Source organism: Dokdonella aquatica, assembly GCF_051987395.1.
GTDB lineage: Bacteria > Pseudomonadota > Gammaproteobacteria > Xanthomonadales > Rhodanobacteraceae > Dokdonella.
Map to the genome: position 1 here is coordinate 3,864,029 of NZ_CP197094.1, position 25,389 is coordinate 3,889,417.

At 62.8% G+C, this 25,389-nt stretch carries 22 protein-coding genes; 9 read left to right on the top strand and 13 right to left on the bottom strand.

The annotated features are described in order from the left end of the window. Positions 1 to 6: 6 nt before the first annotated feature. Positions 7 to 4,617: a hypothetical protein gene (locus ACQQ2N_RS17175; protein ID WP_440222789.1), complete on the top strand. Its 4,611-nt coding sequence runs from the start codon at positions 7 to 9 to the stop codon at positions 4,615 to 4,617. A 171-nt stretch (positions 4,618 to 4,788) separates the two neighbouring features. On the opposite strand, the gene ACQQ2N_RS17180 is transcribed toward ACQQ2N_RS17175, so the two are convergent. From ACQQ2N_RS17180 to ACQQ2N_RS17195, 4 genes are all read right to left on the bottom strand, one after another. Then, entirely contained in the window at positions 4,789 to 5,187 is a 399-nt protein-coding gene (locus tag ACQQ2N_RS17180; protein ID WP_440222790.1) for an H-NS histone family protein, read from the bottom strand. Between the two features lie 698 nt (positions 5,188 to 5,885). Next, positions 5,886 to 6,728 carry a GAF domain-containing protein gene (locus ACQQ2N_RS17185; protein ID WP_440222791.1) on the bottom strand — a complete coding sequence of 281 codons (843 nt, stop codon included), beginning with the start codon at positions 6,726 to 6,728 and terminating at the stop codon, positions 5,886 to 5,888. 21 nt (positions 6,729 to 6,749) lie between these two features. Next, a complete protein-coding gene (locus tag ACQQ2N_RS17190; protein ID WP_440222792.1) occupies positions 6,750 to 7,220 on the bottom strand; it encodes a hypothetical protein in 471 nt (156 codons plus the stop codon). A gap of 234 nt (positions 7,221 to 7,454) precedes the next feature. Next, positions 7,455 to 7,811 carry a hypothetical protein gene (locus ACQQ2N_RS17195; RefSeq protein ID WP_440222793.1) on the bottom strand — a complete coding sequence of 119 codons (357 nt, stop codon included), beginning with the start codon at positions 7,809 to 7,811 and terminating at the stop codon, positions 7,455 to 7,457. A gap of 99 nt (positions 7,812 to 7,910) precedes the next feature. Here ACQQ2N_RS17195 and ACQQ2N_RS17200 point away from each other — a divergent pair, with 99 nt between their 5' ends. Continuing rightward, entirely contained in the window at positions 7,911 to 8,318 is a 408-nt protein-coding gene (locus tag ACQQ2N_RS17200; RefSeq protein WP_440222794.1) for a hypothetical protein, read from the top strand. Between the two features lie 8 nt (positions 8,319 to 8,326). Further along, positions 8,327 to 9,499, top strand: a complete 1,173-nt coding sequence (locus ACQQ2N_RS17205) for an extracellular catalytic domain type 1 short-chain-length polyhydroxyalkanoate depolymerase (protein ID WP_440222795.1) — start codon at positions 8,327 to 8,329, stop codon at positions 9,497 to 9,499. An 88-nt stretch (positions 9,500 to 9,587) separates the two neighbouring features. Here the strand turns inward: ACQQ2N_RS17205 and ACQQ2N_RS17210 are convergent, their stop codons facing one another. The 9 genes from ACQQ2N_RS17210 to ACQQ2N_RS17250 all read right to left on the bottom strand — a co-directional run bounded on the left by ACQQ2N_RS17210 (position 9,588) and on the right by ACQQ2N_RS17250 (position 18,353). Further along, positions 9,588 to 10,121, bottom strand: coding sequence for a hypothetical protein (locus ACQQ2N_RS17210; RefSeq protein WP_440222796.1), 534 nt, complete (start codon positions 10,119 to 10,121; stop codon positions 9,588 to 9,590). A gap of 29 nt (positions 10,122 to 10,150) precedes the next feature. Continuing rightward, complete coding sequence (locus ACQQ2N_RS17215) at positions 10,151 to 10,573, bottom strand: BON domain-containing protein (RefSeq protein WP_440222797.1); 423 nt, start codon at positions 10,571 to 10,573, stop codon at positions 10,151 to 10,153. Between the two features lie 181 nt (positions 10,574 to 10,754). Beyond that, positions 10,755 to 11,474, bottom strand: a complete 720-nt coding sequence (locus ACQQ2N_RS17220) for a glycosyltransferase (protein ID WP_440222798.1) — start codon at positions 11,472 to 11,474, stop codon at positions 10,755 to 10,757. Next, a complete protein-coding gene (locus ACQQ2N_RS17225; RefSeq protein ID WP_440222799.1) occupies positions 11,426 to 12,022 on the bottom strand; it encodes an SAM-dependent methyltransferase in 597 nt (198 codons plus the stop codon). Before ACQQ2N_RS17225 ends, ACQQ2N_RS17220 begins: the two co-directional genes overlap by 49 nt. Beyond that, positions 12,016 to 12,726, bottom strand: coding sequence for a PIG-L deacetylase family protein (locus ACQQ2N_RS17230; protein WP_440222800.1), 711 nt, complete (start codon positions 12,724 to 12,726; stop codon positions 12,016 to 12,018). Before ACQQ2N_RS17230 ends, ACQQ2N_RS17225 begins: the two co-directional genes overlap by 7 nt. 20 nt (positions 12,727 to 12,746) lie before the next feature. Next, positions 12,747 to 13,376, bottom strand: a complete 630-nt coding sequence (locus ACQQ2N_RS17235; protein WP_440222801.1) for a dehydrogenase — start codon at positions 13,374 to 13,376, stop codon at positions 12,747 to 12,749. Positions 13,377 to 13,741: 365 nt separating this feature from the next. Beyond that, positions 13,742 to 14,929, bottom strand: a complete 1,188-nt coding sequence (locus ACQQ2N_RS17240) for a UDP-galactopyranose/dTDP-fucopyranose mutase family protein (protein ID WP_440222802.1) — start codon at positions 14,927 to 14,929, stop codon at positions 13,742 to 13,744. Continuing rightward, entirely contained in the window at positions 14,926 to 17,121 is a 2,196-nt protein-coding gene (locus ACQQ2N_RS17245) for a family 1 glycosylhydrolase (RefSeq protein ID WP_440222803.1), read from the bottom strand. The genes ACQQ2N_RS17240 and ACQQ2N_RS17245 overlap by 4 nt, the downstream gene beginning before the upstream one ends. Beyond that, positions 17,118 to 18,353: a glycosyltransferase gene (locus ACQQ2N_RS17250; protein ID WP_440222804.1), complete on the bottom strand. Its 1,236-nt coding sequence runs from the start codon at positions 18,351 to 18,353 to the stop codon at positions 17,118 to 17,120. The genes ACQQ2N_RS17245 and ACQQ2N_RS17250 overlap by 4 nt, the downstream gene beginning before the upstream one ends. Before the next feature lie 538 nt (positions 18,354 to 18,891). Between ACQQ2N_RS17250 and ACQQ2N_RS17255 the strand changes: the two genes are divergently transcribed. From ACQQ2N_RS17255 to ACQQ2N_RS17280, 6 genes are all read left to right on the top strand, one after another. Continuing rightward, entirely contained in the window at positions 18,892 to 19,869 is a 978-nt protein-coding gene (locus ACQQ2N_RS17255) for a methyltransferase (protein ID WP_440222805.1), read from the top strand. A gap of 316 nt (positions 19,870 to 20,185) precedes the next feature. Further along, entirely contained in the window at positions 20,186 to 21,028 is an 843-nt protein-coding gene (locus ACQQ2N_RS17260) for a dimethylarginine dimethylaminohydrolase family protein (protein ID WP_440222806.1), read from the top strand. A gap of 470 nt (positions 21,029 to 21,498) precedes the next feature. Then, a complete protein-coding gene (locus tag ACQQ2N_RS17265) occupies positions 21,499 to 22,641 on the top strand; it encodes a PAS domain-containing sensor histidine kinase (protein ID WP_440222807.1) in 1,143 nt (380 codons plus the stop codon). After that, the gene (locus ACQQ2N_RS17270) at positions 22,638 to 23,042 is read left to right on the top strand and encodes a response regulator (RefSeq protein WP_440222808.1); all 405 of its coding nucleotides are present in this window, start codon (positions 22,638 to 22,640) and stop codon (positions 23,040 to 23,042) included. Before ACQQ2N_RS17265 ends, ACQQ2N_RS17270 begins: the two co-directional genes overlap by 4 nt. Positions 23,043 to 23,150: 108 nt before the next feature. Continuing rightward, positions 23,151 to 24,521: a sigma-54-dependent transcriptional regulator gene (locus ACQQ2N_RS17275; protein ID WP_440222809.1), complete on the top strand. Its 1,371-nt coding sequence runs from the start codon at positions 23,151 to 23,153 to the stop codon at positions 24,519 to 24,521. 278 nt (positions 24,522 to 24,799) lie between these two features. Further along, a complete protein-coding gene (locus ACQQ2N_RS17280; protein WP_440222810.1) occupies positions 24,800 to 25,324 on the top strand; it encodes a hemerythrin domain-containing protein in 525 nt (174 codons plus the stop codon). The last annotated feature ends 65 nt before the right edge of the window (positions 25,325 to 25,389 follow it).

Below are 25,389 nucleotides of genomic sequence, written 5' to 3' on the forward strand. Positions count from 1 at the left end.
TAACGCATGAGCATCGCCGCCAGAAGATCCCACCGTGGAGACGAGTACCAGCTGGCTGTCGCCGTGCACTGGCTAATCAGGCTACTGTCCGACCGGAGTATTGTCTCCGTGCAAGTGGACGCCATAGCTCTTCCGGGTAAGTCCGAGACCGTCGATGTGGACGACATCGTCGTTACCTATTCCAGCGGCACGACCCGGCACATACAGGCAAAGAAGAATCACCCGAACCACCGCAATTGGCAGATAACGGATTCGGATCTGAAGGAAGAATTGGTCAAGGCACGCCGACAGCTGCAGAAGACGCCGGATGCAATTATCGAGTTCTGCTCGCAAACGCCGTTCGGCGACTTGGCAGCTCTCGTCGAGAGTACACGAGATTACGCGAGCCACGAGGTATTCGAAGCGCAAGCCAGCTCCAAACTCAAAGCAGCTCTTGCCAGGCTTCAAGGTGTCTTGGACTGCCCCGTTGATAGCGCCTTCGATCTGGTCAGACACATCCAAATCGGCAGCGCGCACAACTTCGAAGGGTGGGAAGCCGTCAACCTCTCAGCACTACAGTTTCAAGTCGATGACCCCGAGATCGCAGCCGACGTGCTCACCGCAATAGCGCGTGGCAACCAGAGCGGGCTGCGGGCTCCACCTAGACCGCTAGACCGCGACCAGATCCTGCAGGCGTTGGATGAGCGCAGTGTTGGCTTAATTCGCAACGCCACTTCGCTGGACTCGGCCCAAGTGTCCAACCGCTTTGCCGCAGCGTCGGCCGACTTGGCGGACTGGAAGACGACGCTGCCCAACGACGACTGGCTGGAGCGGCCCGAGCTTGACGCGCTTTGCGAACGAATCACCGAAGAGCCGGCCTCGTTGACGCTCGTACTCGGTGAGCCTGGCTGCGGCAAATCGGCGCTGCTCGCCAGGCTCGCGCGGGAGCAGGCCGCGCTAGGCATCCCTGTCCTCGCGATCAAGGCGGATTACCTGTCCGAGGACGTCGTCGACACGCCTTCGCTGGGCGACCATCTAAACCTGCCCGCCGATCCGATAGATTGCGTAGTCGCGCTGGCCAAGTCCACGAAAGTGCTCGTCCTTGTTGACCAGTTGGATGCGCTTGCGGATCTGGTCGTGCAGCACTCCACGCGCCTGCGTGCGCCCATGGACCTGATTCGCGGGCTTTCGGGCGTGCAGAACGTTCACATCGTTGCCTCCTGCCGGGTGTTCGAGCATCAGCACGACACACGGTTGCGGAATCTCGATGCAGAGACGATGACGCTCGATCTGCCCACGTGGGACAACGTCGAGGAAACACTCGGGAAATATGACATTCACGCCAAAGGATGGAACGCCTCGATCCGCGAGGACCTGCGATCGCCGCAGACCCTGAACCTGTTCCTGCAGCTGATCAATACCACCGACGAGGCAGATCTGCTGCTCGGGTACCAACACATGCTTGGGGAGCTGTGGAAACAGGAGGTCCTATCCGACGTGAGCGGGCGCTCGCGCACGGCGCTGTACGAGATCACTGCGCGCATGGCAGAGCGGGAAGTCCTCTGGTTGCCGGAGGCTCTGTTCGATGCCTTCCACCCCGAACTACAACGACTCTCGAGGTCCGGCATCCTGCTCTGCGAGGGTGGTCGCGTCGGCTTCCGGCATCAAACGCTCTACGAGTACATCCGCGCACGAAGCTTCGTCGACGCACCCGGGCAGCTCACCGATACCGTGTTGGCGCGCCAGCAAAGCTTGCGGATCAGACCGCTGCTTTGGCACTCGGTCGCCTACCTGCGTGCAGTCGACCGCCCCACCTATTCTCGGGAGATCGAACGGCTCTGGCACGCCAATCTTCGCCCGCACCTGAAGATGCTGCTGATCGAGTTCCTCGGCCAACTGCAGGATCCCGACTCCAACGAGACGGCCTTGGTCGCGGAGAAGTGGGACGACGGCTGGTACCGGCGCCGCATCCTCGCCACGGTTCCCGGAAGCCCGGGCTGGTTTGACTGGCTAGTGAACGACCACTTGGTGCACATCATGCGACTGCCGCTCGAGGATGCCCGCTTCGCGCTGCCGGTGCTGTCTCGGGCGTTGCCTTCCCGGCAATCCCATGTAATGGACTTGATTCGGGACCATTGGCAAGCAAGCTCGGAGAAGGATCCGCTGACTTGGTTCGTGCTAGAGCAATTGCCGGCTTGGAACGCGGACTGCATCGCCCTATGCCGGCAGATTCTTGCCAGGACTGAGATCTCGGGCTGGCAGGCGAACCACATGCTCAGCGTCGTCAGCGGCGCGGATCCGAGTCAGGCGCCGCTGTTAATTGATGCCTGGCTGCGGCAAAAGACTGGCGACGTGCGGCAGTCCGTAGAAGAGGCGGTGCGTCTCGCGGAGATATTGAACGGGCAGGAACTGCACGACCTGCGGGCAGTCGCTGAAGCCGCACCGCGAGAGTTCATGTCGACGGTCTGGCCTTGGGTGCTGAAGTCGATCCGGCTCCTGTCGCAGGATGCTCATGATTTCGTCGTCGGATACAGAAGCGTCGACATGAATTTTCCCGATCTCGACGATGACGAACCGCGTCGAGAGAAGCCGTTCATCTCGGCTGTGATCGCCGGAACAAAACTGCTGGCAGAACGTCATCCCGAGGACTTTCTTGCTTTTCTGCATTCCAATCGACATTCCGACCTGATGCCCGTCCAGCGACTGCTTGCGCTGGGTCTGCAGCAGGCGGCCCCGCGGTACCCCGCCGAAGCGGTCGAGTTCCTGCTCGAGGATCCCAGGCGTCTGGTAATTGGCAGCTTTCGCGATGCACATGGCGACACCAAGCGCCTCATCCGTGCGGTCTCGCCGCACCTCGACGAAGAGCAGATCCAGCAACTGGAAGGGGCCATCCGTGGCTGGAACCGATACATCTACTTTCCCGATGACGATGCAAAGACGCGTCTTCACCGCTTGCAATGGACACGCCAGCATCGGTTACGCCTGCTGCGGGCCATCCCACCTGAACGAATGAGCGCAGCCTGCTGCCGCCATGTCGCCGAGGAGGAGCGTGCATTCCCGGGCCTGGACGACGCTGACGTCCGCATTTCCGGATTCAGCAGGATCGACAGCCCTATGGACGCCACGAGCATGCAACGGGCGTCGGAGGAAGACATCCTCAGTCTATTTGCCGAACTCACCGATCAGACGCAGTGGGATCATCCCAGGCATCGCATGCGTGGCGGCGTGATACAGGCAAGCCGTGAACTGGCTGAGCTCGCCAAGGCCCTACCGGACAAGGCCATCCGCCTCATACGCCAGATGCGCCCGGACAACAACGAAATCGCGGTCGGCGCCGTGCTGCGAGCGCTTGGAGAGAGCAAGCACGACGCTACCGCGCTGCATTCGCTCATATTGGAGTTGAACCACAAGGGCTTTGATGGTCTGGAGTTCCGCAGGGATGCGGCGTATGCCGCCGGCGCGGTCGTGAGTGCCGATACACCACTGCCACAGGACCTGTTCGATCTGTTGACCTCATGGCTGCAGGACGATCCCGACAACGGCACCCAGACCGAAGACAATGCCGAAGACAAGGATGCGTCCGGCAGCATCCTGTGGAGCCACGGTGGCCTCTTCATCGTGCCTAGCGGCAACTATCCCATTCTCTCGGCGTTAACCCACGCCTGCCTTTCACAGGAACCCCCGCTTACCGAAGAGTGGTTGTCCCTGCTGGAAACACATGTGGGCCGCGAAGAACATCCGCAGGTCTGGGGAGCCCTCGCAATCGATCTGAAATGGCTGGTATGTGCCGAGCATGACCGAGCACAGTGCTTCCTACTGGAGTTGTTTCAATCCCATCCCAGGCTCTGCAATTTTAAGACTGGCATAATGCTAGTTGCAAACAGCCAGCATTGGATCTCGGCGGCAACTGCCAACAAATTATTTGACGCACTGCGCGCAATGCGGAAAGCCTTTGCGGCCCAGAGTGCAGGTGAGATCCTCATGCTGCGGTTCGCTCTGAAGAGCGACGACGAACCAGACCTGCAAGAGCTGCTGGGGCAACGCCTTAAGGACACGGATGATGAGCCATTCCTGATTCAATGCCGCACCGGCATGGCCTATGCCGCTGCCGAGTTGTGGCATGAGGTGGCCTTCCGTCCTCGGATCCAGCCCTACTTGCTATGTTTGCTGGATTCGGACGACGACAAGGTTGTGGCAGCAGCAGCTTGGGTATTCGCCCGACGACTTCTAAAGCCGGACGCGGCCAGCCGCGGATTGCTCGAGCATCTAGCGGTTCGCCCCGGCCTGCTCAAGCAAGTTGCCTGCAACAATTTTGGGGAGTGCTTGGTCTCGATGCTGGAAGCCGCACCCCTGATCGTTGCCAACGTCGTGCGATCTCTGCTGGAGGCAGTCGAAGACGATTTCTTCGACAACACCTCATCCCGTTATCTTCTGACAGAGCACCTGCTTACCGTTTCCCTTCGATTGCAGGAATTGGGGGCGCCGCACCAAGAGCTTGGGGCGTACATCTTCGAGCGCATGCTTGAGTTAAACACTTCCGAGGCTAGAAGTATCACACTGGATCTCGATAAAAGAACCGTCAATGCCTCGAGCTATCCTCGCCGTAGAAGGGGACGGCATCGCTCATCTATCGGATGATTAATAATGAGCAGGGAGTAGTTTCCGGCGCGTACGTGATAAGTAAAATTATTCAAAGGGCATATAGCAGCACATAGCCTCGGGCTCGCACAAGCCACATCCTAACCACGATAACGCTCCCTAATCGCGACGAAGCGCCCCTCGCAGGCGAAGGACGCTTCTTTCCGCGGCTCAGCCTGGATACTTGGGAAACTTCTCGTTCGGATGCGAGGCCTTCCATTGATTGTAGGCGGCCGTACCTTCCCACGCCGCAAAGGCGCGCGGCGTGCGCCCTCTCCCGCTCCATGTCTCTCCATTGTGTGGAAGCCAATATTTGGGAGCGACTTGTGCCTTCTGCTTCCGAGGTGCGCTAACTTTAGCCGAAGCTTTAGGCCGCACGGCCGCGAATATCTCCGCCTTCTGCTCGGCCGTGAAGTGCCCGCCGTATTCGTTGATACGCTCGATGACCTCAGCGAACGCCTGTGACGAGTGTTGTTGTCTGAGCTCGGCTTCCTGCTCCTCCAGCTTTCGCAGCTCCTCTGCAAGCTTTGACTTGGCCGCAGCCAGGGAATCCAAGGTCGTCTTACTCATTCTTTCGGCGCGCTCGTTGTGATGGAGGCAAAAGTCTACCGGACGGATCCATCAATCCACCACGACATGCTTTCCCCGGTGCCTAGATCTCCGTGTGCGCAGTTCCCGTGTCATAAGAGTCGTCCCTAAGTCCTGCTCCCCTACCCCTGTTCAAGTGCCTTGCGCTGAGGTTGCAGCAATCACTGCATCCAGTCTGCGATGCGCACGTAAGGCTTCCCTTGTCTGCCAACGGCCAGTCCAAGCGTCGACATGTCGGTCCGAAGCTGATGACTACTACCGCACCACAGCGGTAGTTCCCACGATCGGACGCGCTCGCTGGCGCATCGTCGTGGCCTTGGTGGCCTGCGGAAGGCCAGTGGCGCCGTACGTGTACCCGTAGCGGAAGCGGGAAATCCGCCGACGCCTACCGACCGAATCAGCGAGCTGCACGGCCCAAGCCCGGCGGGCGTCCTGTATTGCAGACGCGGCCGAGGCTTCGTCGACGACGGGTATGCCGAGCATCTCTTCGCTGGCCTGATCCGCGTGCTCGTTGGCGCGTCCGAAGTCGTCGAAGCTCCTCGCCGTATCCCCGAGATGTGGTGACGGAGATTTCGCACGCAGGAGCCAAATCAATGATGAGCAAAACCGGCGATGTGATGGTGCTTACGGCGGTCGTTCAGGATTCCACAAGCTTTGACTGCCGGCTCCCCGATACGGGACTACTGCGGGCCGCCGGAATGAAGATGAAGGTGCGACGCAATGCTTGCCGCGAGTGACTCGACACGGGCGAGCACATCGGCGCCGAGTTGGGCAGGTTTGGGATCGAGCACGCACAGCGTGCCGAACAACGTGCCGTCAGCGAGATTGAGCGGCACCGAGATGTGACTCTCGAAGCCGTAGATCTGTGGGGCGTGGTGTCTGGAGTACACCGGATCCTTGCTAGCTTCGCCGAAGCTCGTAGTTTGACCGGCCCGCAGCTCGCGGCAGATCGTGGTCTCGAGGATCAGGTCTTGACCGGGGCGCAACCCGAAATCGAGAAGGTCATTCACCGCGCATGTCGTCCACCTGTTCTCGGTCACGCGTGCGACGGCCGAGAAGCGCATGCCCGTGACGGTGCACACCTCCGCGAGGATCTTCTGCAGGTCGGGAACCTGAGATACCGCGGCGATCTCCGCGGCGCGAACATCGTGCGTATTGGAATCGCCGTCTACCTCTTGATGCGACAGCTTGACGGCCTCAAGCGTCGCGGCCTCAACCAACCGCTGAACGGCCGGCGCGGACGTGCGAAGCCAACCCGTCGACCCCACGAGATGGATGTGCTTTCCGATCAAGCGCACGTCAGCGAGGCGATGCTCGGCAATGAATCGTCCGGCGTGGCTCAGGAAAATCTGCTGCCAAGACTGGCTAGGCGCACGGTCAAGAAGTGCGACCAGTATGGTTTCGCGGGCAGGCTCCGACGCCGCGCCGGGCATGTCGAATCCGACGAGGTAAGGCGTGTCAGCCATGAGGTGTGCGGTGTGTGCCGCGACGGCGGCGAAGTCCGCCAGTGTCTCACCTTTCACGTGGCCACCGGGATCGAGCCCTCATGGCGCTTCCATCATCGGCTTGCGCAGCCTGAGCCGGCCGAAGCGCACGTCGAGCGTCTGCAGGAACATGCGTAGGTCGTCCTCGCGGCCAGCGACTTGCTGGTGGAGCGAGGCGGCCCTGAAGCCGGGTTCCCTGCGCTCTGGGTAGCCGACGCGTAACGCGCGCTCGGCGATGATCACGCGCAGCACAGCCTTCTCCCTCTCGTACCACGGTAGGAAGCAGGACTCGAAGCTTTCGTCGCGACTGTTCAGTGGTCGACCAGGCCTGCGCTTGCCGCCCGGCAGCAGAGGTCCCCACTCGATCATGCTCGAGACTGCGCGGAGCAGCCAGTAGGTGTCCTGGACGAGCTTCCGGGGTTGCTGTGGCGTGAAGGGTCCAGGCTCCTTGAGCTCACGGGCTCGCGTTGCGGAGTCGAACGCCAGCTCTACGAGAGCCAGCTGGCCGTAGGAATTGAGGAGGTCGCGCATGGCAGCGGCTGGACGGGCTGATATCGTACAGTCGTACGTATCATGTTCCAATGGGCAGCAACGTATCGCCATCCGGGCGACATACGCGAGACGCGCCTAGGGCTGGTCTGGTCCGGCTTGAAACTACTCGGAATTGAAGTCCGGACGATGTGCGCGAACTGCACTGCCCCAGTTGGGATCCGGTCAGCAGGCCGCGGGCATACAGGCGCCACAAGACAGGGGAACCATATGCGATCACGACACAGTCTCGCCGATGCGCAGCCACGCGACGGGCAACTCGTCTACTACACCGCCGATGGACAACATGGCGTAGCCCGGTACGTCCGCGGCACGCTCATCGACAACACCACGTTCGATGTCGTAACCGGAGAGGAGGGCGTGCTCTGGTGGGCGACGGCATTCGATGTGGAGCCGGCGACGGGTTGATGTGTTGCCACGCTCACCACCCAGGATGCCCTCGAAAGCTCGCGTGAGACTGAACCATGCGCACAGAGCTTCGGCGTCGATCGTAGGGGTCATTCCGCCGTCAGGCTCAAGGAGGCCATCACGACGTTGCAGGAGAACCCCGAGGATCGCGAGCTCAGCGAGCATCGGCATCACATGTAGAGAACGCGCATCAAGGATAGCTCACCATCCATTTGCCATCCACATGGATGGTGATAGGATGGCGAACTATCAAAGGAAAGTCAGATGGATCAGCGCTCCCGCCCTCCCGTCGACAGCGAAAAGATCACCATCAACCTCGGCGTCATCGATCTTGGTCAGATCGATCTCCTCGTTCAGGAAGGCTTCTATTCGAATCGTACCGACTTCATTCGCACCGCCATCCGCAATCAACTGAGTGTCCACGCGGACGTGCTCCGGGAGACGGTCTCGAGGAGAACTCTCGTACTCGGCCTACAGGACTATTCTCGATGCGATCTGGAGGCGGTGCGCGATTCGGGGCGGCGCTTGCAGGTCCGCGCTTTGGGAATGGTCCGCATCGCGGCAGATGTTTCCCCGGAACTCGCGCGCGAGGCGATCGAGTCGATCGCCCTGCTCGGTGCACTGCAGGCAACTCCCCAGGTCAAGGCCGCGTTGGCTGACCGCATCATTTGAAGGCACCCATGAATCCATTGAACGACACCATGCGCCAAGCCATGCGCCTCATGAAGGAAGGTGACCTGCATGCGGCCACCCGCGCACTGCAAAAGGGACTTTCCGCCAACGTGACGCTGCAGGTATCGGTCATTGATGACCATCGACCCGTTGAACCCACGTCCGGTGCGCACGAATCGGACACTGCGCCGATCGACGGAGAGTGGAGCGTGGTGGATTTCAGGCCGGCAAACCGAGCCCGAGCCGATCGGACGCAAACTTCGTCCGGCACTTGGCCCCGACCTACTGGTTCGCAGGAAAGCACCGACTTCACTGCACTCCGCTTCGACGGACCTGCTGGCGCGATCGATTACAGGCTTTACGTGCCTGAAGGGCTTAACACACACGGCGCTCCCTTGTTGATCATGCTACACGGTTGCACGCAGTCGCCAGAGGACTTCGCGCGCGGTACACGTATGAACGCGCTCGCCCTCGAGCAGGGCTACGTGGTCGCCTACCCTGCCCAGACCGCCGATCGGAATCCCAATCGATGCTGGAACTGGTTTCGCCCCCGCGACCAGAAGCGTGGTGGAGGCGAAGCCGAACTACTCGCTGCTCTGACGCGAGACCTCGTCGCGACACATCAACTCGACGGGCGCCGCGTTTTCGTCGCGGGGCTGTCGGCGGGAGGCGCGATGGCCGCCGTCCTCGCACAGGCATATCCCGAACTCTATGCCGCAATCGGCGTGCATTCCGGCTTGCCAGCGGGTGCGGCACGAGATGTCGCGTCTGCGTTCGCCGCCATGCGCACGGGCGCCCGGAAGCAAGGTGGAGAAAGTGCCACCGGGAAGGGTTCGGGCCCCCGAGCGATCGTGTTCCACGGTGATCGTGATGCGACGGTGCACGCGAGCAATGGGCACGATGTGATCGCGCAGTTCACTGCTGAGCACGGTAGCCACACAGCAGGAAAATCTTCGAGTACTTTCCAACAGATGGGCGTGTACGGCGGGAGGCTTTGCACACGAATCATCCATCGTCGCCCTGACGACACGGTAAGCGCGGAGCACTGGATCATCGGTGGTGGCGGTCACGCCTGGTCAGGAGGTGATGCCTCCGGAAGCTACACGGATGCTTCGGGCCCGGAGGCTTCACGCGAGATGCTGAGGTTCTTTTCCGAGCATGGCTCTCCACGTGACGTTTGACGCAAGAGAGGCTGCGTACGCAGCCTCTCTTGCTTGTCACGCGTCGTCCAAAAAAAGCTTCTGCCGACGTTTGACCTGCCGCTGCGTCTCAGGCGGCAGCCACCTTGGGTGCGCTGGCTTCGGAGCCGGTGGAGATGTCGTCCGCATCGCGGCGCTTGAAGACATCCTTGGCAACATCGCGCTGCTTGCCGTCTTCGGTGTGTACCGACAAGAGAATATTGCCATTGCGCACCTTTTCCTCGTAGCGCTTAGCCTCGAATTCGGGGATGCCCATGCCGACCAGTGCACCGATCACACCACCTGCCGCACCGCCGACCGCGCCACCGGCCAGGGCAGCCATGATCGGGCCTGCGGCGATCAGAGGTCCCACGCCAGGAATCGCGAGTGCACCGATGCCAGCCAGCCACCCGAGTGCCGCGCCGACGCCCAAGCCGGCTGCACCACCCGCGGTCGCACCTTCCGGCGCCTTGGTGTTGTGCTCGTGGGCGAAGTCCTTGGTGGTGCGCTTGTCGGGGAGCAGCGCAGAAATGTCGTTGCTCGTGAAGCCGGCTGCCTTGAGGTCGCTGATGATGAGCTCAGCTTGTTCGGTAGTGCGGGCGGTGCAGTAGACGGAAGCTTTCATGGGAATATCCTTGTAAACAGAATGGGGTTTCAACGTGCGACGATGTCGATGTGGTTCGCGACGTGCTTCACGCCTGCCACACCGCCGACGATCTTCTCGACGCGCGCCTTGTCTTGGCTTGAGGAGACGGTGCCACGCAAGATCACTTCGCCATCCGCCGCGATGAGCGTGACGTTCTTCGCAGCGGTCGACAGCGATTCGTCGCCCACGAGCGCGGATCGAGCAGCTGCCGCGAGATCGATGTCGACTTGGTTGTTGGGCTGATCAATGGCGGTGACGTGACGATCATGGGTGCCTCGTGCGGTCTTGGCATCCGTAGTCTTCGTGTCGTGCTTCGTCGTCTTGGCGTCGTTGGCCATCGGCTTGGCATCACGTGCCGGAGGATCCGCAGCAATGGCCAAGCTGAAAGCGCTGGCACTCGCCAACGCGAGGCCAATAAGGGTCGATTTCATGGGATGATCCTCGGTGTACATGCTGGCCAAGAGTGGCCGGCGGGGTGTAGTCAGTAGGCCACTTCGCGCATGAACATGAGCCTGTTTTCGCCGACTGTCTGCCACGCGTGTTCAGACAGGTGCATGGCATCGCGTGTCCACAAGCGCCGCGACCCATTGCGCGCATCGTGCAGCGAGTCGCTCAAGCAGTCTCGCGTGACGAAAGCCGCAGCTCCAACTTCTGCAGGTAGTCGCCAAAGCCACCCACCGCGCGCGCGTCGCGGCGTGCACTCGTCACCACGACGGGTTGAACACGACGCGCGACCACGCCGCCATGACGCACCACGGCGGTGATCAACGCAACGTCCTCACTCACTGCCACCGACGGAAATCCGCCACAGGTGCGGTACATCCCGGCGCTGATGCCCATGTTTGCCCCATGCACGTGCGGATGGCCATCGACGACGGGATGTTCGCCGACGAAGGTCTCGGGCATGGAGGCTGCGTAATCGAGCCAGTCGTCAACGCGAACCGTGCCGCAAAAAGCGTCCGCGTCATACGCGAGTTGCTGCTCGAGCCACTCGGGCGGCACGCGGCTGTCGGCGTCGGTCATGGCGATCCAACGTGCCCCCTGCGCGAGCACATGATCGACCCCCGCGGCTCGAGCCAATCCCACGTTGCCCGCATGCGTGCTCAGCGTCTGTGCACCGCATGCAGATGCGATCGAGGCTGTCGCATCGGTGCAGCGATCCAGCGACACGACGATGCACACACGCTCGCCGCCCAGCGCGGGAGCACACGCCGCGGCGTGGATCGAACGCAGGCACTCCGCGATAAGATCCTGCTCGTTGTGTGCGGGAATCACCACGCCTATCACCGCAACCCTTCCCTTTCTGCGATCGACGATGTCGACAGGTCCCATACGTCGAGCCGGACATCATGATCACGGTACCGAATAGCGGGTTCGCCATGGGTGAGGATCAGATGATCGTGCACCTCGTCACCCAGGAGCGGCGCAGCCTCGAATGCGTGCAGCCAGTGGCAGGCCACGAGCACGCCGTCTTTCACGAGTGACGTCGCAACACGCCCCGCCAAGGTCGCCATCGCCGGGGCATCCAAGTAGTAGCCCATCTCGCTCAGCACGATGAGATCGAACTCGCCCTCCATCCACTCCGAAGGCTGGGAGGAGTGGAAAATCTGCACATGCGGCAATGCCTGCACGCGCGCACGAGCGAGTGCCGCCGCCGCGGCAGAGACATCGGTTCCGAACAAGGAGTCGCAGCGTGTGCCAAGCTGTGCGGTCAGCTCACCGTTGGAACAGCCGATCTCCCACCCCCTTGCGAATCGCTCGCGCGGAAGCATGGCCAGAAGCAGCTCGCGCTTTCGCTGCTCGTACCAACGGCCTCGATATCCGAAAGGATCCTCGATGCGATAGAGCGCATCGAAGTAGTCAGCGAGCGTACTCACCATAGGAAAAACTCGGACCCCATCTGGTAGCGTTCTACTACGGGAGGTGGAAGCACCGGCCGATCGAGCCTCGCGTCCCCCTCGCCCGTCTGCGTGGCGAAGCAAGCGATCGCCTGCTGCTTGTGCATGCGCACCTGTGCGTCCAGCCGTAGCCTCACGATTGGAGCATCGGAGGCTGACGTTGCCAGCCATGGACACCCCCAGATGGGGAACTGCAGGACGAGGCCGCCTGCAGCGCAGGCTGCCCTTGACACGCTTCGGTACGCCGCCTCGTGGTCGGGATGTCCATCCCGCTGCCACGTGGTCAATACGAGATCGGTGTGTCGGAGAATCGTGTCCAGCGCAGCGGTAACCTGTCCTTCCATGCCCCGAACCTCACCATCGGGCACGTGCAACGACACGATCTCCCTGCGCTTGATGCCGAGACGTGAGAGCGCATTGGCGAGTTCCATGGCACGTGCCACACGCAAACGCGCGGGCGTCCAGAAAGCATGGCCTGGATAGCACGCCTCGCCATCCGTAACCGATACGATCATGATGGGAAGGCCCGCTGCCGACGCGTAGGCGAGCAGTCCGCCGCAACCGAGCACTTCGTCGTCCGGGTGCGGCGCGACGACGACGACGCGTTCCGCGCGCCCCAGCAGCATGCGCCAGTGTGTCTCGGGCAAAACATCCAGACGCGGCGGCTGCCAAGTGTCGCCGTCCATCCGCGACGACGCCTGAGCGACTAGAGCGACCATGGTGCATGCACTGACCCATGCGCCGCGTGGCCGATCGCCTCCGCGTCACGCTCGGCGTGGCTCTGGCGAATGAACACTGAAAGATCGGCGCATCGCCTGGCATGGGCCAGGTCTTCGCAGAGAGGACCCGGCCCGAGCGCGCGCCCTACCCGGTCAATGACCTCCGTCGCAGCGCGCTCCACGCATGCGCGCACGCGCATAACCTCGTGTCGATGGGGTTGGAGCGGCTGGGCATCGATACATGCGGCTGTCTCACGCAACAGGGCTGCTGCCGCCGAAAGCGCCACGTCTACGGCCCCCAGATGGGCGGCCGCGTGGGGATCGCTACGCCCACGCACGTGGACGCGCAACGTCTCACCGATCGCTGCCGCAGCCCCGTACCAGCATGCGGCGATGCCGGCGCCTCCATGCCAGAACCCGGGCCTTTCAAGGTACGCATCTGCTCCGCCGATCAGCTTGGCAGGCGCAGCGTCGAATGCGAGCGGCGCGCTGACAATGCGTGCCATACCCACGGCATGCCATGTCTCGGCAGGGCTGGACACGCCCGCTGCATCGAGATTGAGCGAAATCAGCGCTCGAGCGTCCTCCCGACACGCGGTCATGAGCGCGTGGTCCACGATGCCTGCTCCCGAGCACCACGCCTTGCGGCCAGTAGCGCGGCACGCCGCGCCTTGGACATCGTGGAGCGCAAGGCGGAATCCCGGCGGTTCCGCGGCCCAGACGGCCCAGATCCCGCCCCCGTATGGTGGAGGCACACGAAGCTCCATCAAAATCGCCAGCGCGTCGTAATGGGCTTCGAGCACCTTCGCCAGACACACGTCTTCCGCGGCAAACCCAGCGAGCCGACGCCATCGTGCGAGGGTCTTGCCTGATCCCGGAGAAGGCAACGCAGCGAAGTGGTGGATGACCTCCCTCGCCCTGTCTGCAAGCGCTGAAGTCGGACGGAGAGACGACGAATGCAGGTTTGGCTCAGCGAGTCGTGTCACGGCGACGTCGAAATCCGACCGCCAACGCTCTCGCTATGCAAAGGCCGCACGCTGAACGCACGCGTTTTGTCGATGCCGTGCGTTATCACATCCGCCGCCAGCGCCAACGATTCCGCGATCACGACGTGCATGTCGAGATAGCGATACGTTCCGAGGCGCCCGATGAAGGTGACCTCGCGTTGAGCCTCGGCGAGCTCGACGTACTCGCGGAGCATGGCCTTGTCGTCGGTGAGGCGAAGCGGGTAGTACGGTATGTCGTCGTCGCCGGCGAGTGAACTGTACTCACGGAAGAGCACGGTGTCGGCGTGGGATTCCCAGGGGGCGAAGTGCTTGTGTTCCGCAACGCGTGTGTACGGAACGTGTTCCTCGCAGTAGTTGATGACCGCATTGCCCTGCTCGTCTCCGTGCCCGTCCATGCGCTCGAAGCGAAGGCTTCGGTACTGCAACCTTCCCTTGCGGAAATCGAAGTAGCTGTCCATGGGGCCGGACCAGTACACGTGGTCGTATTCCTGTGCGCTTGCAGGCTTGAAAGTCTCGCCCACATGCACCGAAACATCCGGATGATCGAGTATCCGTTCGACGATCGCGGTGTAGCCGTCTAGCGGGATGCCCTGGTAAGTCTGGTTGTAGTAGTTGTCGTCGTAGCTGAAACGTACCGGCAGGCGCTGCAGGATGGACGCCGGCAATGCGGAGGGCTCGACGCCCCACTGCTTCTTCGTGTAGCCATGGAAGAAGTTCTCGTACAGCTCGCGTCCGAGGAAGCGCAAGGCTTGGTCCTCGAACGTGACGGGATCCGTGATCGATTGATCTCCAATGCTCTCGACGAACCGGCGCGCCGCTTCGGGCGTGAAGTTCTCGCCAAAAAACTGGTTGATGGTCAGCAGATTGATCGGAAGCGAGAACGTGCCTCGCGCCGTGCGCGCCTTGACGCGATTGACGAACGGCCCGAACTCGCCGAATCGGTTGACATAGTCCCATACGTCACGGCGGCTCGTGTTGAAGATGTGCGGCCCGTAGTGATGGACCATGATGTTGGTGTGCGGGTCGCGCGACGTGTGACAGTTGCCGCCCACGTGCCCGCGCGACTCGAACACGTCGATCCGGTAGCGGCCGGACTCCGCAAGCGAGCGCGCGAGCACTGCACTCGCGAACCCGGCCCCGACGCAGGCGATCCTGGTCTTCATGCCGCTTCTCCACGGCTGTGGGCTGCCGCTGAAGCACGCTGCTGGAAGATGCGGTCGAGCACGGACGCGAGACCTGGCATCAGAACCCCGCGCGTGCTGAGAAGCGTGCTGTCCGCTGGAAGGCGCGCACGCCGTGCTCGCTCATGCTGCGGTACGGGCCGGATGAGGCTGGTATCCATGCCGCCGCGCTCGGCGCAGTCGTACGCGAACTGCGACCACGTCGTGCGGCCGTCGTTGGACAGGTGCCACAGACCACGCTCGCCGTCGATCAGCAGATCGAGGGACGTGGTGGCCAGGTCGGGGAGATATGCGGGGGACACGGTGACGTCGCTCAACACCGGGAGTCGGGATCCCGTGCCGAGATGGCGCAGCGTCCTCTGGACGAAGTCGCCCTCCTCCGGTCCACCTATGAACGGGCCGCTGCGCACGATCAGCGCACCGGCAAGCGAACGCAGCACGCTAATTTCCGCAGCCCGCTTGCTTCGTCCGTAGGCGTTCAACGGCCCGGTTTCGTCATCCTCGCGGTATGCGCGGCCCTTGGTGCCCGCAAAGACCATATGGCTGGAGAACGTGAGCATCGGCAGATCGGATTGCGAGCATGCGATCGCGATGTTCGCCGCGCCATGCTCGTTGGAAGCCGTGCAACGGTCGATTTCGTACTCGGCTCTTTCGACGCAGGGAAAACCCGCTGCATTGATGACGGCCCAAGGCGCATGGCGCGCGATCAGCGCATGCACTGAAGCGTAGTCGGCAATGTCCACGGCATCGCGCGTGGCGCAGACTACGGCAAGATGGCGTCGTTCGCACTGACGGAGGATCTCGACACCCAGTGCACCGCCCGCACCGAACAGGAGGATCGGCGCGCGCATATCGCCTGCAGGCAGCGATACTCCGTGCGACGGCAGGGCGCAGGTGTCGCATCGATCCCACCATCCCGCGCCGTCGAGCACCGGATGTTCGAAACGGCCCGTCGCGGAAAGCGAACGAATCATTCCCGCGAGCGCGGTCGCGCGCGGCGGCGTCGTACGCGCGTCGAAGACCCCGGCCTCGTAGCGGTTCTCCTCTCGCGTCACGAGGCTTTCCCAATCCATGCTGCCGAACAAGGCCCAAGGCGTCACGGCAAGGACGTCGATGCCTCGGCTTCTCGCTTCGACGCAATCGCTCCACGCCTCGTGCAGCCAGCGCATCTGCTCCTCTCGCGTGCAGCTCAGCTGGACCTCGGTCAGGGCAAGTGGGAGACCGTAACGGGACCACGTCTCTTCGAGAATGGCGCCGAAGCCACTGCGCAGGCTGTCGGAATGGCGGACCGACTCGACATCCACGTATACGTCGCGGCCGTTCCCACCGACGCGTGCGTGAGGGTAGCGAGACGTACGCTCGTCGAGATGGCGATTGCTGGTCACGTAGTGGTTGATGCCGATCACGGCGGGTGGCGTCGGATTGGCCAAGACTTCCCGCAACACCCGACGTGCGGCAGCATCGTCGTGCAATGCGTCTTCGAGGTGGCCGCACGGGGTCGGATCTCCGCACAACAGATCGAGACTCCACCATCGCCGTGCATTCTCGTAGTCGCGCTGGTAGGCAAGTGCCGGGGTGCTCGACGCGAATCCGATGTCTTCGGTCTGGACGAGGTTGGCGCCCGGAATGATCTCGCGGATCGCGCGCATCGCCGACCCGATGGCGCGCACTTGGTGTACGAGCGCCACCGCAAACGACCCGGCATCGCGATGGTGCGGATACCAGTGGCCATATAGCCCACTGAAGCGCGCTGTCGTAAGCGGCTCGTTGATCGGCGTCCAGTCGATCACCCACGGATAGCGCTGTGCGACCTCACGCGCGAACGCCGTGAAAGCGCTCGGAAACGCCGGATCGAGGAGATCGGTGCCGACGGGACCGCTACCATGGTGAAGAAGACCGATGATCGGTCGAACGGCACTGTCCGCGCAGCGCGCAAGGTAGGCGTCGCTCCACGCCCAATCGCCCTCGAGGGAGCCCGATGGGTGCACGCGCTCCCATAGGACGGGCACGCGGAGGCGCGAAACCCCGAGCGAGATGACATCGTCGAGATCGTTGGATCGGCCATCGTGCCCCGTGCGGCGCAGTTGGTCGAAGAGGCGATCGCCGACACGGTTGACGGTGCACTCGGCTCCGCCCCAGATTTCGAGCCGTGCAGTTCGCGCGCGCGTGGTCATGAAAGCGAAGCGACGGTGACACGCGCGTGGGGAAGGTGGCCCACCCGGCCGCGATCGACTCGCGCGTCAAGAACCTCATCGATCAGCATCGCCATGCATTGCCACGTGAGATCCCACGACGTGTTGCGCAGGAAAAGGTCGACTCGTGTCAGCCATGCCGCGTCCGCCTCGCGGACCGCGCGTTCGCACGCCGCCACGAACGCCTCGGGCGTATCGGCAATGTGGACCAGTCCCAGCTTGGCGTAGGGATGCACGACGTCGTGAATACTCGTCGACACCACCGGCTTGCCCCCAGCGAGGTACTCGGGCGTTTTGGTAGGACTGATGAAGCGCGTCGATTCGTTCTTCGCAAACGGCATGATCGCCACGTCCCATTGCGCGAGCCAATTCGGAAGTTGTTCGTAGGCTGCGAGGCCGGGGTAGCGGATACGCTCCGCGCACGGCAACGAGGCGGGATCGATCTTGACCACCGGCCCGACGAGCGTGATGTCCCAGCCCGGCCGTAGTTCGGCAACCCCGGCGATCAACGCACTGTCGAAACGTTCGTCGATGACGCCGAAGAATCCCAAGTGAAGACGGCGCATGTCCGGGAGACGTCGGTCAATCGGAACGACGCGTGCGCTCCGGAAATGCGCAGCGTCGATGCTGCTAGGAAGCGCATGGACATTGGCATGCTGGGTACGTTTGGATTCGTACAGACTCCAGCCCCCCGTGAAGACGACGTCAGCGCGCTTGAGCAGACGCACCTCATTGAGTCGCATAGGTGCCGGAGCACCCTTGAACGAACTGAGTTCGTCCATGCAGTCGTAGGCGACGAACAGAGGATCGAGGTGTTGCGTGAAAGGCAGCGCCATCGGCGTGTAGTAGAGCGAGCCGTACCGCTCGATGTCCTCGTCCTGGATCAGGCCGTCGATGAGCAGACTGATTGCCGCGTCGTGCCACGACGCCGGCATGCCGACCGGCAGGATTGGCGTCACGACGAAAAGCGTGGGTCGTACACGTTCCATCCGGAGTGCCGGTGAAGCGATACCCTCGAAGAGCGGCTCCTCGATGTAGAACACTCTTCGCTGCTCGCTGAAGCGCGTCAGCAGGTGTTGGGGACGCTGGAAAACGAAGTGCCAGCGGAGGTGCGAGAAACAGAGCAGGTCGTACGGACGGAACGGTATCGAAGGCTCATCGGTGATCGACGCGATGTCGGCGTCGGCCTCGTGGCGTACGAACAGATCGGTCATGCAGATTCCTTGGGTAGTGGTGGCGAGGGGCAAGCCGTCCCTGGCTAGGAATCGAATGTCCTGCCCTACTCCTCTTCGCCACCCGCCGGTCGCGTCGGGCGATTCGATCCGCGGTCGTCCTCGCCTTCTTTCGGTTCCGTGCGGGGCTCGTCGTGCTGCTGCGATGAGATCGTCATGTCGCTTGTCCTCAATGGGGGGCGCGATGTGCCTCCATCCTTACTGCAACACGCATGCCCAAGTCGCCGAGCCCGTTGCCGCACGGCATTGCTCGAAAAGCCAGCGTGACTCAGGTCGTGGCTTTCCTGTAGGGAGGAAAAATTTTCCGAAGCGCTTGCCGTCGCAATCGGATGCTGGCCCTCAGGCGCGGATGTGGGTGAGGTCCGTTTCCCGCGCATGCGTGGTGGCGAGGATGCCGCGAGGTGCGCATGTCGAGAAACGCGTGCGTCGCCGGTGCATGGCACATCCCTTGCTCTATCCGGTAACCGTGCGATGCCGGCTCCGATACGCCGGCGTGCGCCAACTTCGAGCAAGGTGTTCAGTGACCGCATTCGATACCTTGCATGGTCTCACCGGGCCATTCGCCGTCACGGATGACCCGGGCGATGGCCTAGTCGAACTCGGAACATGGCTGCTCGCGCAGGGCTACCGGTTCGTCACGGTGACGCCGGAGACACACCGCATCGTGCATTCAAGGCGAGGCATCTCGAACGGGTTCGACCTGCGCGACATCTTCGGCTGGAGCCGCACGTTCACGGAGGACATCGTCCCGCTCGAAGTACGCGCCCTGCTCGACAGAAGCCATGCCATTGCCGCGAGCGGCACCCGATGCGCGAGCCGGGTGCGCTTTTCGACGATAGGCGATGCCATCCTGATGCATTCGGCCTATCCGGCATCGGACGCCGACAGCGTGTTCTTTGGTCCCGACACGTACAGGTACATCCAGTTCGTGCACCGGCATCTTCCATCATGCGGTCGCGCCCGCCGCATCATTGATGTGGGGTGCGGAAGTGGCGCCGCGGGGCTTTCCGCCGCGTCCGCTCTGCCGGGCTCGACGCTCGTCCTTGCCGACATCAACGCGAAAGCGCTCGCCTATGCACGCGTCAATGCCCGGCTCGCGACAATGCCATCGGCCGCGTTCGCGCTGAGCGACGTGCTAGACGATGTCGCTGGCGCATTCGACTTCATCATCGCGAACCCCCCGTACATGAAGAACGCGCTCAAGGGCACCTTCCGCGATGGCGGCAACCACCACGGCACCCATCTCTCGGTGCGCATCGTCTACGAGTGCCTCTCGCGCCTATCGGGCGGCGGCCGGCTCGTGCTCTATACCCTCGCCCCCGTCATGGAGGGCGTCGACCTGTTCTTCGCGTCGGTTTCAGCGTGCCTGCGCGAGGTCCACTGCTCCTTCACCTACACCGAGATCGATCCAGACGTCTTCGGCGAGGAGCTTCGCGGCGCCGACTACGCGCGCGTGGAACGCATCGCTGCCGTGGGACTCGTCGTCGATCTCCCGTGACGCCCCTTCCATGAGGAACTCCATGACCACCTTGTCTCCCAAGAATACGCTCATCACCGACGTTGACGCGGATCTGCACGAGCGCCTCGCATCGGTGACATGGACGCGCACGTCGCACCGTTCCTGGCCCAGACGCAGGTATGTGTCGCCGTGGCTGTGGTGATCGCCGATGCCAAGGAAACTCATTCGTGCCGTCCTGCGTGGCGAATGCCTACCCCTTGTATACCCGCACGGGCGACCGTTACGTGAATCGAACGCTGGGACATTCCGCTCAGCACGTGCTCGCCAGCGCGTCGACTTCTGAATGTGACGCATCGTGAGCGCCGTCCTCATGTGTCCGCCGACTCACTTCGACATCGACTACAAGATCGATCCGTGGATGGCGCAGGCCGGGCGCGGAAGCGTTGACCGTGCGAGGGCACAAAGGCAGTGGGCGTCGCTCGTTGCACAGGTCCAAAGCAGCCGACATGTCGACTTCTTGGAAGCGGTAGCTGGCGCTCCTGACATGTGTTTCACCGCGAATGCGGGGTTCGTGCGTGGCCGCGATGTCGTACGCAGCAACTTCAAATGCACGCAACGGCGGGTTGAGGAAATGCCGTTCGCGGACTGGTTCTGTTCGCGGTCGTTCACGTGCCATGCATTGCCGCGCCAGGTGAACTTCGAAGGCGCGGGCGACGCGGTCCTCGACATCCAGCGCCAGCGCCTCTGGATGGGCCATGGCATGCGCTCCGACATCGAGGCCGCGTCATGGCTGCACCACCTCCTCGACGTCGAGGTCGTACCACTGCGTCTCGTCGACGCGCGCTTCTATCATCTCGACACCTGCTTCTGCATTCTCTCGGACGGCCGCCTCGTCTATTTCCCGCCCGCGTTCGACGAGCACGGCATCGCGGCCATCGAGGCGGCCTTCGCCATCGACTCGCGCATTGCGATAGGCGCGACCGACGCGAGGAACTACGCGTGCAACATGATCGATCTCGGCGACCGGGTGCTTCTCGCGTCGGCCAGTTCTTCGCTGCAGGAGAGATTGGCCGCGGGAGATATCGACGTCGTGTTCGTCGAGATGGACGAGTTCATCAAGGCAGGCGGCAGTGCCCGGTCTCTTACGCTGCCTTTCATCCCTCCGCTGTCATTACTCAAGCCTTCTGCATCGACATGAAGTCCGCCGCCTGGAGGCTTCGGCCGCGCGCTCCAGGCTTGTTGCCGACACGTGATGGATTCGATCGTTATCCGTCGAAGCGGGTTCTATCGGCGCGTCGAGGAGGACGGCTATCGCCTGCTGTGCCGACGTCGCGCAGGTTGCCTCATGCCCTGCAACGGCGCATGCGGCTGCCCCGGCCGCACGATGTGCCGCCTCGATCGAGCGGGAGCTCGGTGAAGGAGCGGGTATGGAAGCTCGCGGTGTGCTCCACGCGTGTATTGGCGGTGCCTCCCACGACGGCGTGGCGGCGGCGCGATGACGAGGTGATGAACCTGAGTGCGACATGCTTCCCTGCCCGTCACGTCGTGCACCGAGAGCGCTAAAGAACTTCGATCCCGCACCGGCATCTACATCGGCGTATGCTGCCCCATGACTTCAACCGCGCTTCGTGTTTCGAGTCGGGCGATCACCATGCGCACGGATCTCGCGTGAACTTGACGGCTGCGGACGGCGCGCATGGCTCTGCATGGCCCGAACTTCTGCTCGAGCAGGATACCGAGCATGCGGCGCTGGCGCTTTCACTCGACGCGACCATCGTGTGGGCCAATGCCGCCGCAGCGCGCATCCTCGGCTATACGTTGGACGAGCTCCATGGTTTGCACGTGTCCGCGATCTTCACGCCCGAGGACAAGTCGTTCGGTATCCCTCATCTGGAAGTGGACGTCGCCCGCGCTGGGTCTGTATCCGAAGACGATCGCTGGCAACAAACGCGCGACGGGGCGCGGTTCTGGGCCAGCGGCGCACTGGTACCTCTGTACGACAAAGGCGGCACACTCACGGGCTTTGGGAAGGTGTTCCGCAACCGCACCGATCTACGGCAGCAGTTCGATACGCTGCAGAACCAGCTCGACGCCGCATTGACGATGGCGAGGCAGCGCGACCACTACATTGCGACGATCGCACACGAGCTGCGCAACCCGATGACACCGCTTCTCATGACGAGCACGCTTCTGCGCGCCGCGAGTGACGATCCGCGCGTGCATGACGCCGCGGCGATCATCGAGCGCCAGATCGCGCAGATGACGCGGGTCATCGACGAGGTACTGGAGACGGCGACGGCCACGTCGGGCGAAATCGTCCTGGCACGAGAGCCTGTCTCGATGAACGATGTGATGGCCGAGGTTGAAGCGCTTCTGGCGCCCTCGTCCGCGCAGCGCGGGCAGTCGCTTTCGTTACTGGTTCCCGAGGTCCCTCTGTTCGTGCGCGGAGATCGGGGCCGCCTCGTCCAGGTGTTCACCAATCTGCTGGCCAATGCCATCAAGTTCACGCCCCCTAGAGGGCGCATCTGGATGAAACTTACCAAGGAAGGTGCGGAGATCGTCGCACGCGTCGAAGACACCGGCGTCGGATTGGCGAAGGACCAGATGGAACGGATCTTCGACATGTTCGCGCGGGCGGATCCCGCCGGGGAAATCTCGGGTTTCGGCATCGGACTCGCCATCGTGAAGGCCTTCGTCGAAGGGCACGACGGCACGGTCCAGGCCGAGAGTGATGGGGTGGGCATGGGCTGCAAGTTCACGGTGCGGCTGCCGATGCTGCTGGCCCCTCCTGGTATCGAAGAACGCCCATGACGCACGTGGATACCCCACGTTCCGTAATGGTGGCCGACGACCAGCCTGACATCCTCCTGGCCGTATCGTCGATCTTGCGACGCGAAGGGCATGTGGTGAGCTGTGCGCTAGATGGTGCAGAGGCGCTTCAGATGGCGTTGGAGGACCCTCCCGACGTGGCCATCCTCGATATCGACATGCCGCTGAAAAGCGGGATCGAACTGGCACGCGTGCTACGCGCAGACCCGCGCACCGCGCATGCGCGGCTGGTGGCGATGACCGGTTCGGCGGCGCCGGGACTGCATGCGCGATGCGTGGCTGCCGGCTTCGACGTCGTGTGTTGGAAGCCGTTCTCGGCTTCGACACTACTTCAGGCCTTGTACGCGGAGCCACCCGATGCCGAGCCGCCTGCGGGATGGTGAACGCCAGGATTCCGCACAGGCCCGGTTCACCGTGTATTGCCTGCGCACGCGGTTTGATCGGCAATCCCCCGAGGCGATGCGGCTCGGCAGAACGCACGAGGTGGACCGATGAGCGCGAATCCCCAAGGTCATGTTCTCGTCGTCGACGACAACGAGGATTTCCGCCATGCCATGTCGTCGGTCGCCGCCCTGTTCGACTGCCGGGTCTCCGGAGCCGCCACGCTCGCGCGCGCGAAAGCGATGGTCGCGACCACGCAATTCGATCTTGTCCTCGTAGATCTGTCGCTGCCGGACGGCCACGGATTCGACCTCATCGACGAGCTGGACTTGGCCGTGCAGGGCAAGGTCGTGATCGTCACGGGGCACCCATCGCTTGAAACGGCGATGCGTGCGGTGGGATCGTCAGTCGTGGAGTACCTCGTCAAGCCGATCGTCAGCGCACAGCTTGAGGCGCTCTTCGTCGAAGCGGCGCATCGTGCGCAATTGCATCCTCCGGCACCGGCCGACCAGCTGGGAGAACTGAGCGGGAGCAGTGGCGTCATGCACGACCTGTTCGCGAAGATCCGGCGCATCGCACCCACGGATATCACCGTCCTCGTCAGCGGCGAGAGCGGCACAGGGAAGGAACTTGTGTCGCGCGCGCTCCACGACCTCAGCGGTCGCGCGGGCCGTTTCGTCGCCGTGAACTGCGGTGCGGTTCCCGAGGATCTGCTCAGCAGCCAGCTGTTCGGTCACGAGCGGGGATCGTTCACGGGCGCCACGCAGAGCCATGCGGGATTCTTCGAGCAGGCGCAAGGCGGCACGATCTTCCTCGACGAGATCACGGAGATGCCACTCGCGGCACAGGTCTACCTGCTGCGCGTCCTGGAGACGCGACATCTCACGCGAGTGGGCGGAACGCGCGAGATCCCGCTTGATGTGCGCGTCGTGGCCGCCACCAATCGCGATGCATTGCTCGCTACCACCGAGGGTCGGCTTCGCGAAGACCTCTACTACCGTCTCCTCGAATTTCCCTTGCGCCTCCCTCCGTTGCGCGATCGGCGCGGCGACATCCCTCTCCTTGCGCAGCATTTTCTCGATCGCCTCAACGAGCGTTACGCCACGCGCAAGACCTTCGCACCGGATTCGCTACGCGCGCTCGAGGATGCACCCTGGAAGGGCAACATCCGTGAACTTCGGCACGTCGTGCAACGGCAGTACATCCTCAGCGACGACGCGCGCGTGCGCTTCGTTCCGCCTCCCTTGCATCCGGTGGACGCGGGAGACGGCGCGATTCGCTTCTCGATCGGCATGAACCTCGAGGAGATGGAGCGCGAGATGCTGCTGAGGACGCTCGCGCACTTCAACAACAACCGCCGGCTGACCGCCGAAACCCTCGGCATCACCGCCAAGACGATCTACAACCGTCTCATCAGGTACCGCAGTCTGGGTTTCGTGTCGGACGACGTGGTCGGGCCGCCGCCGGACGACAACGCCTGAGCCTTGCTTGGCGCCGCCCGCGGCCTCCCCGGCCACCGTCGCTGCTGAGGTTCTGAAGTTTTTTCTGCAGCGTGGACATTTTTTCCGGCTTCGTGGTCGAGCTCGACGACGCGTAGGTCTCGCTGGGCATACGCGGGATGCCGTGTCCCACGGCTGGTACGCAACGTGCACTGCCTCTCTATCGATGCGAGCCACTGCCTGCGACGCATGGATCACGACAGCCCGATCCCGTCCGCCGACGCGGTCTGCAAGCCCCCTGACTGGATAACGAGAGCCCCATGCGCAGCATCCTTGTCACCCTGAAGACCGAGCACGGCACCCTGAGGGACTTGTTCGACAGCATGGAGGTGACGACCGATCGCGCGCAGAAGCGTCGCCAGGCTCTTCTCGAACAGATCGAAGGCGTGCTCATACCGCACGCGAAATGGGAGGAACTGGTGTTCTATCCCGCTTTCGCAGAACGCGCCGACCACGAAGCGTTGCTTCAACATGCCGAGGCGATTCAGGAGCACCGTGCAGTGGAACTCGCCGTTCTGCCCGACCTGCACGCCTCGCCATTCAATTCGCGTCAGTTCGCGGGCTCCGCAAAGGTGCTGGCGGAGTTCGTCACCCACCATGCGCGCGAAGAGGAAAACGAGATGTTCGTGAAGGCGCGCAAGCTCTTCAGCGTGCAGGAGCTGGCCGGGTTCGACGAACAGTACGAAGCATGGAAGGTTTCCGACGCCGCATCGCTCGTAACCGCCCATGCCAAGGCCAAGACCCTGGTCAAGGCCGCGTTCCGCACGCCTATCGCGCCTGGCTGAATCGTCGTGCTTTACACGCGACTCATCTCCGGCAGCGCCCCCTCCATCCCGGCCCTGCGCCCCAA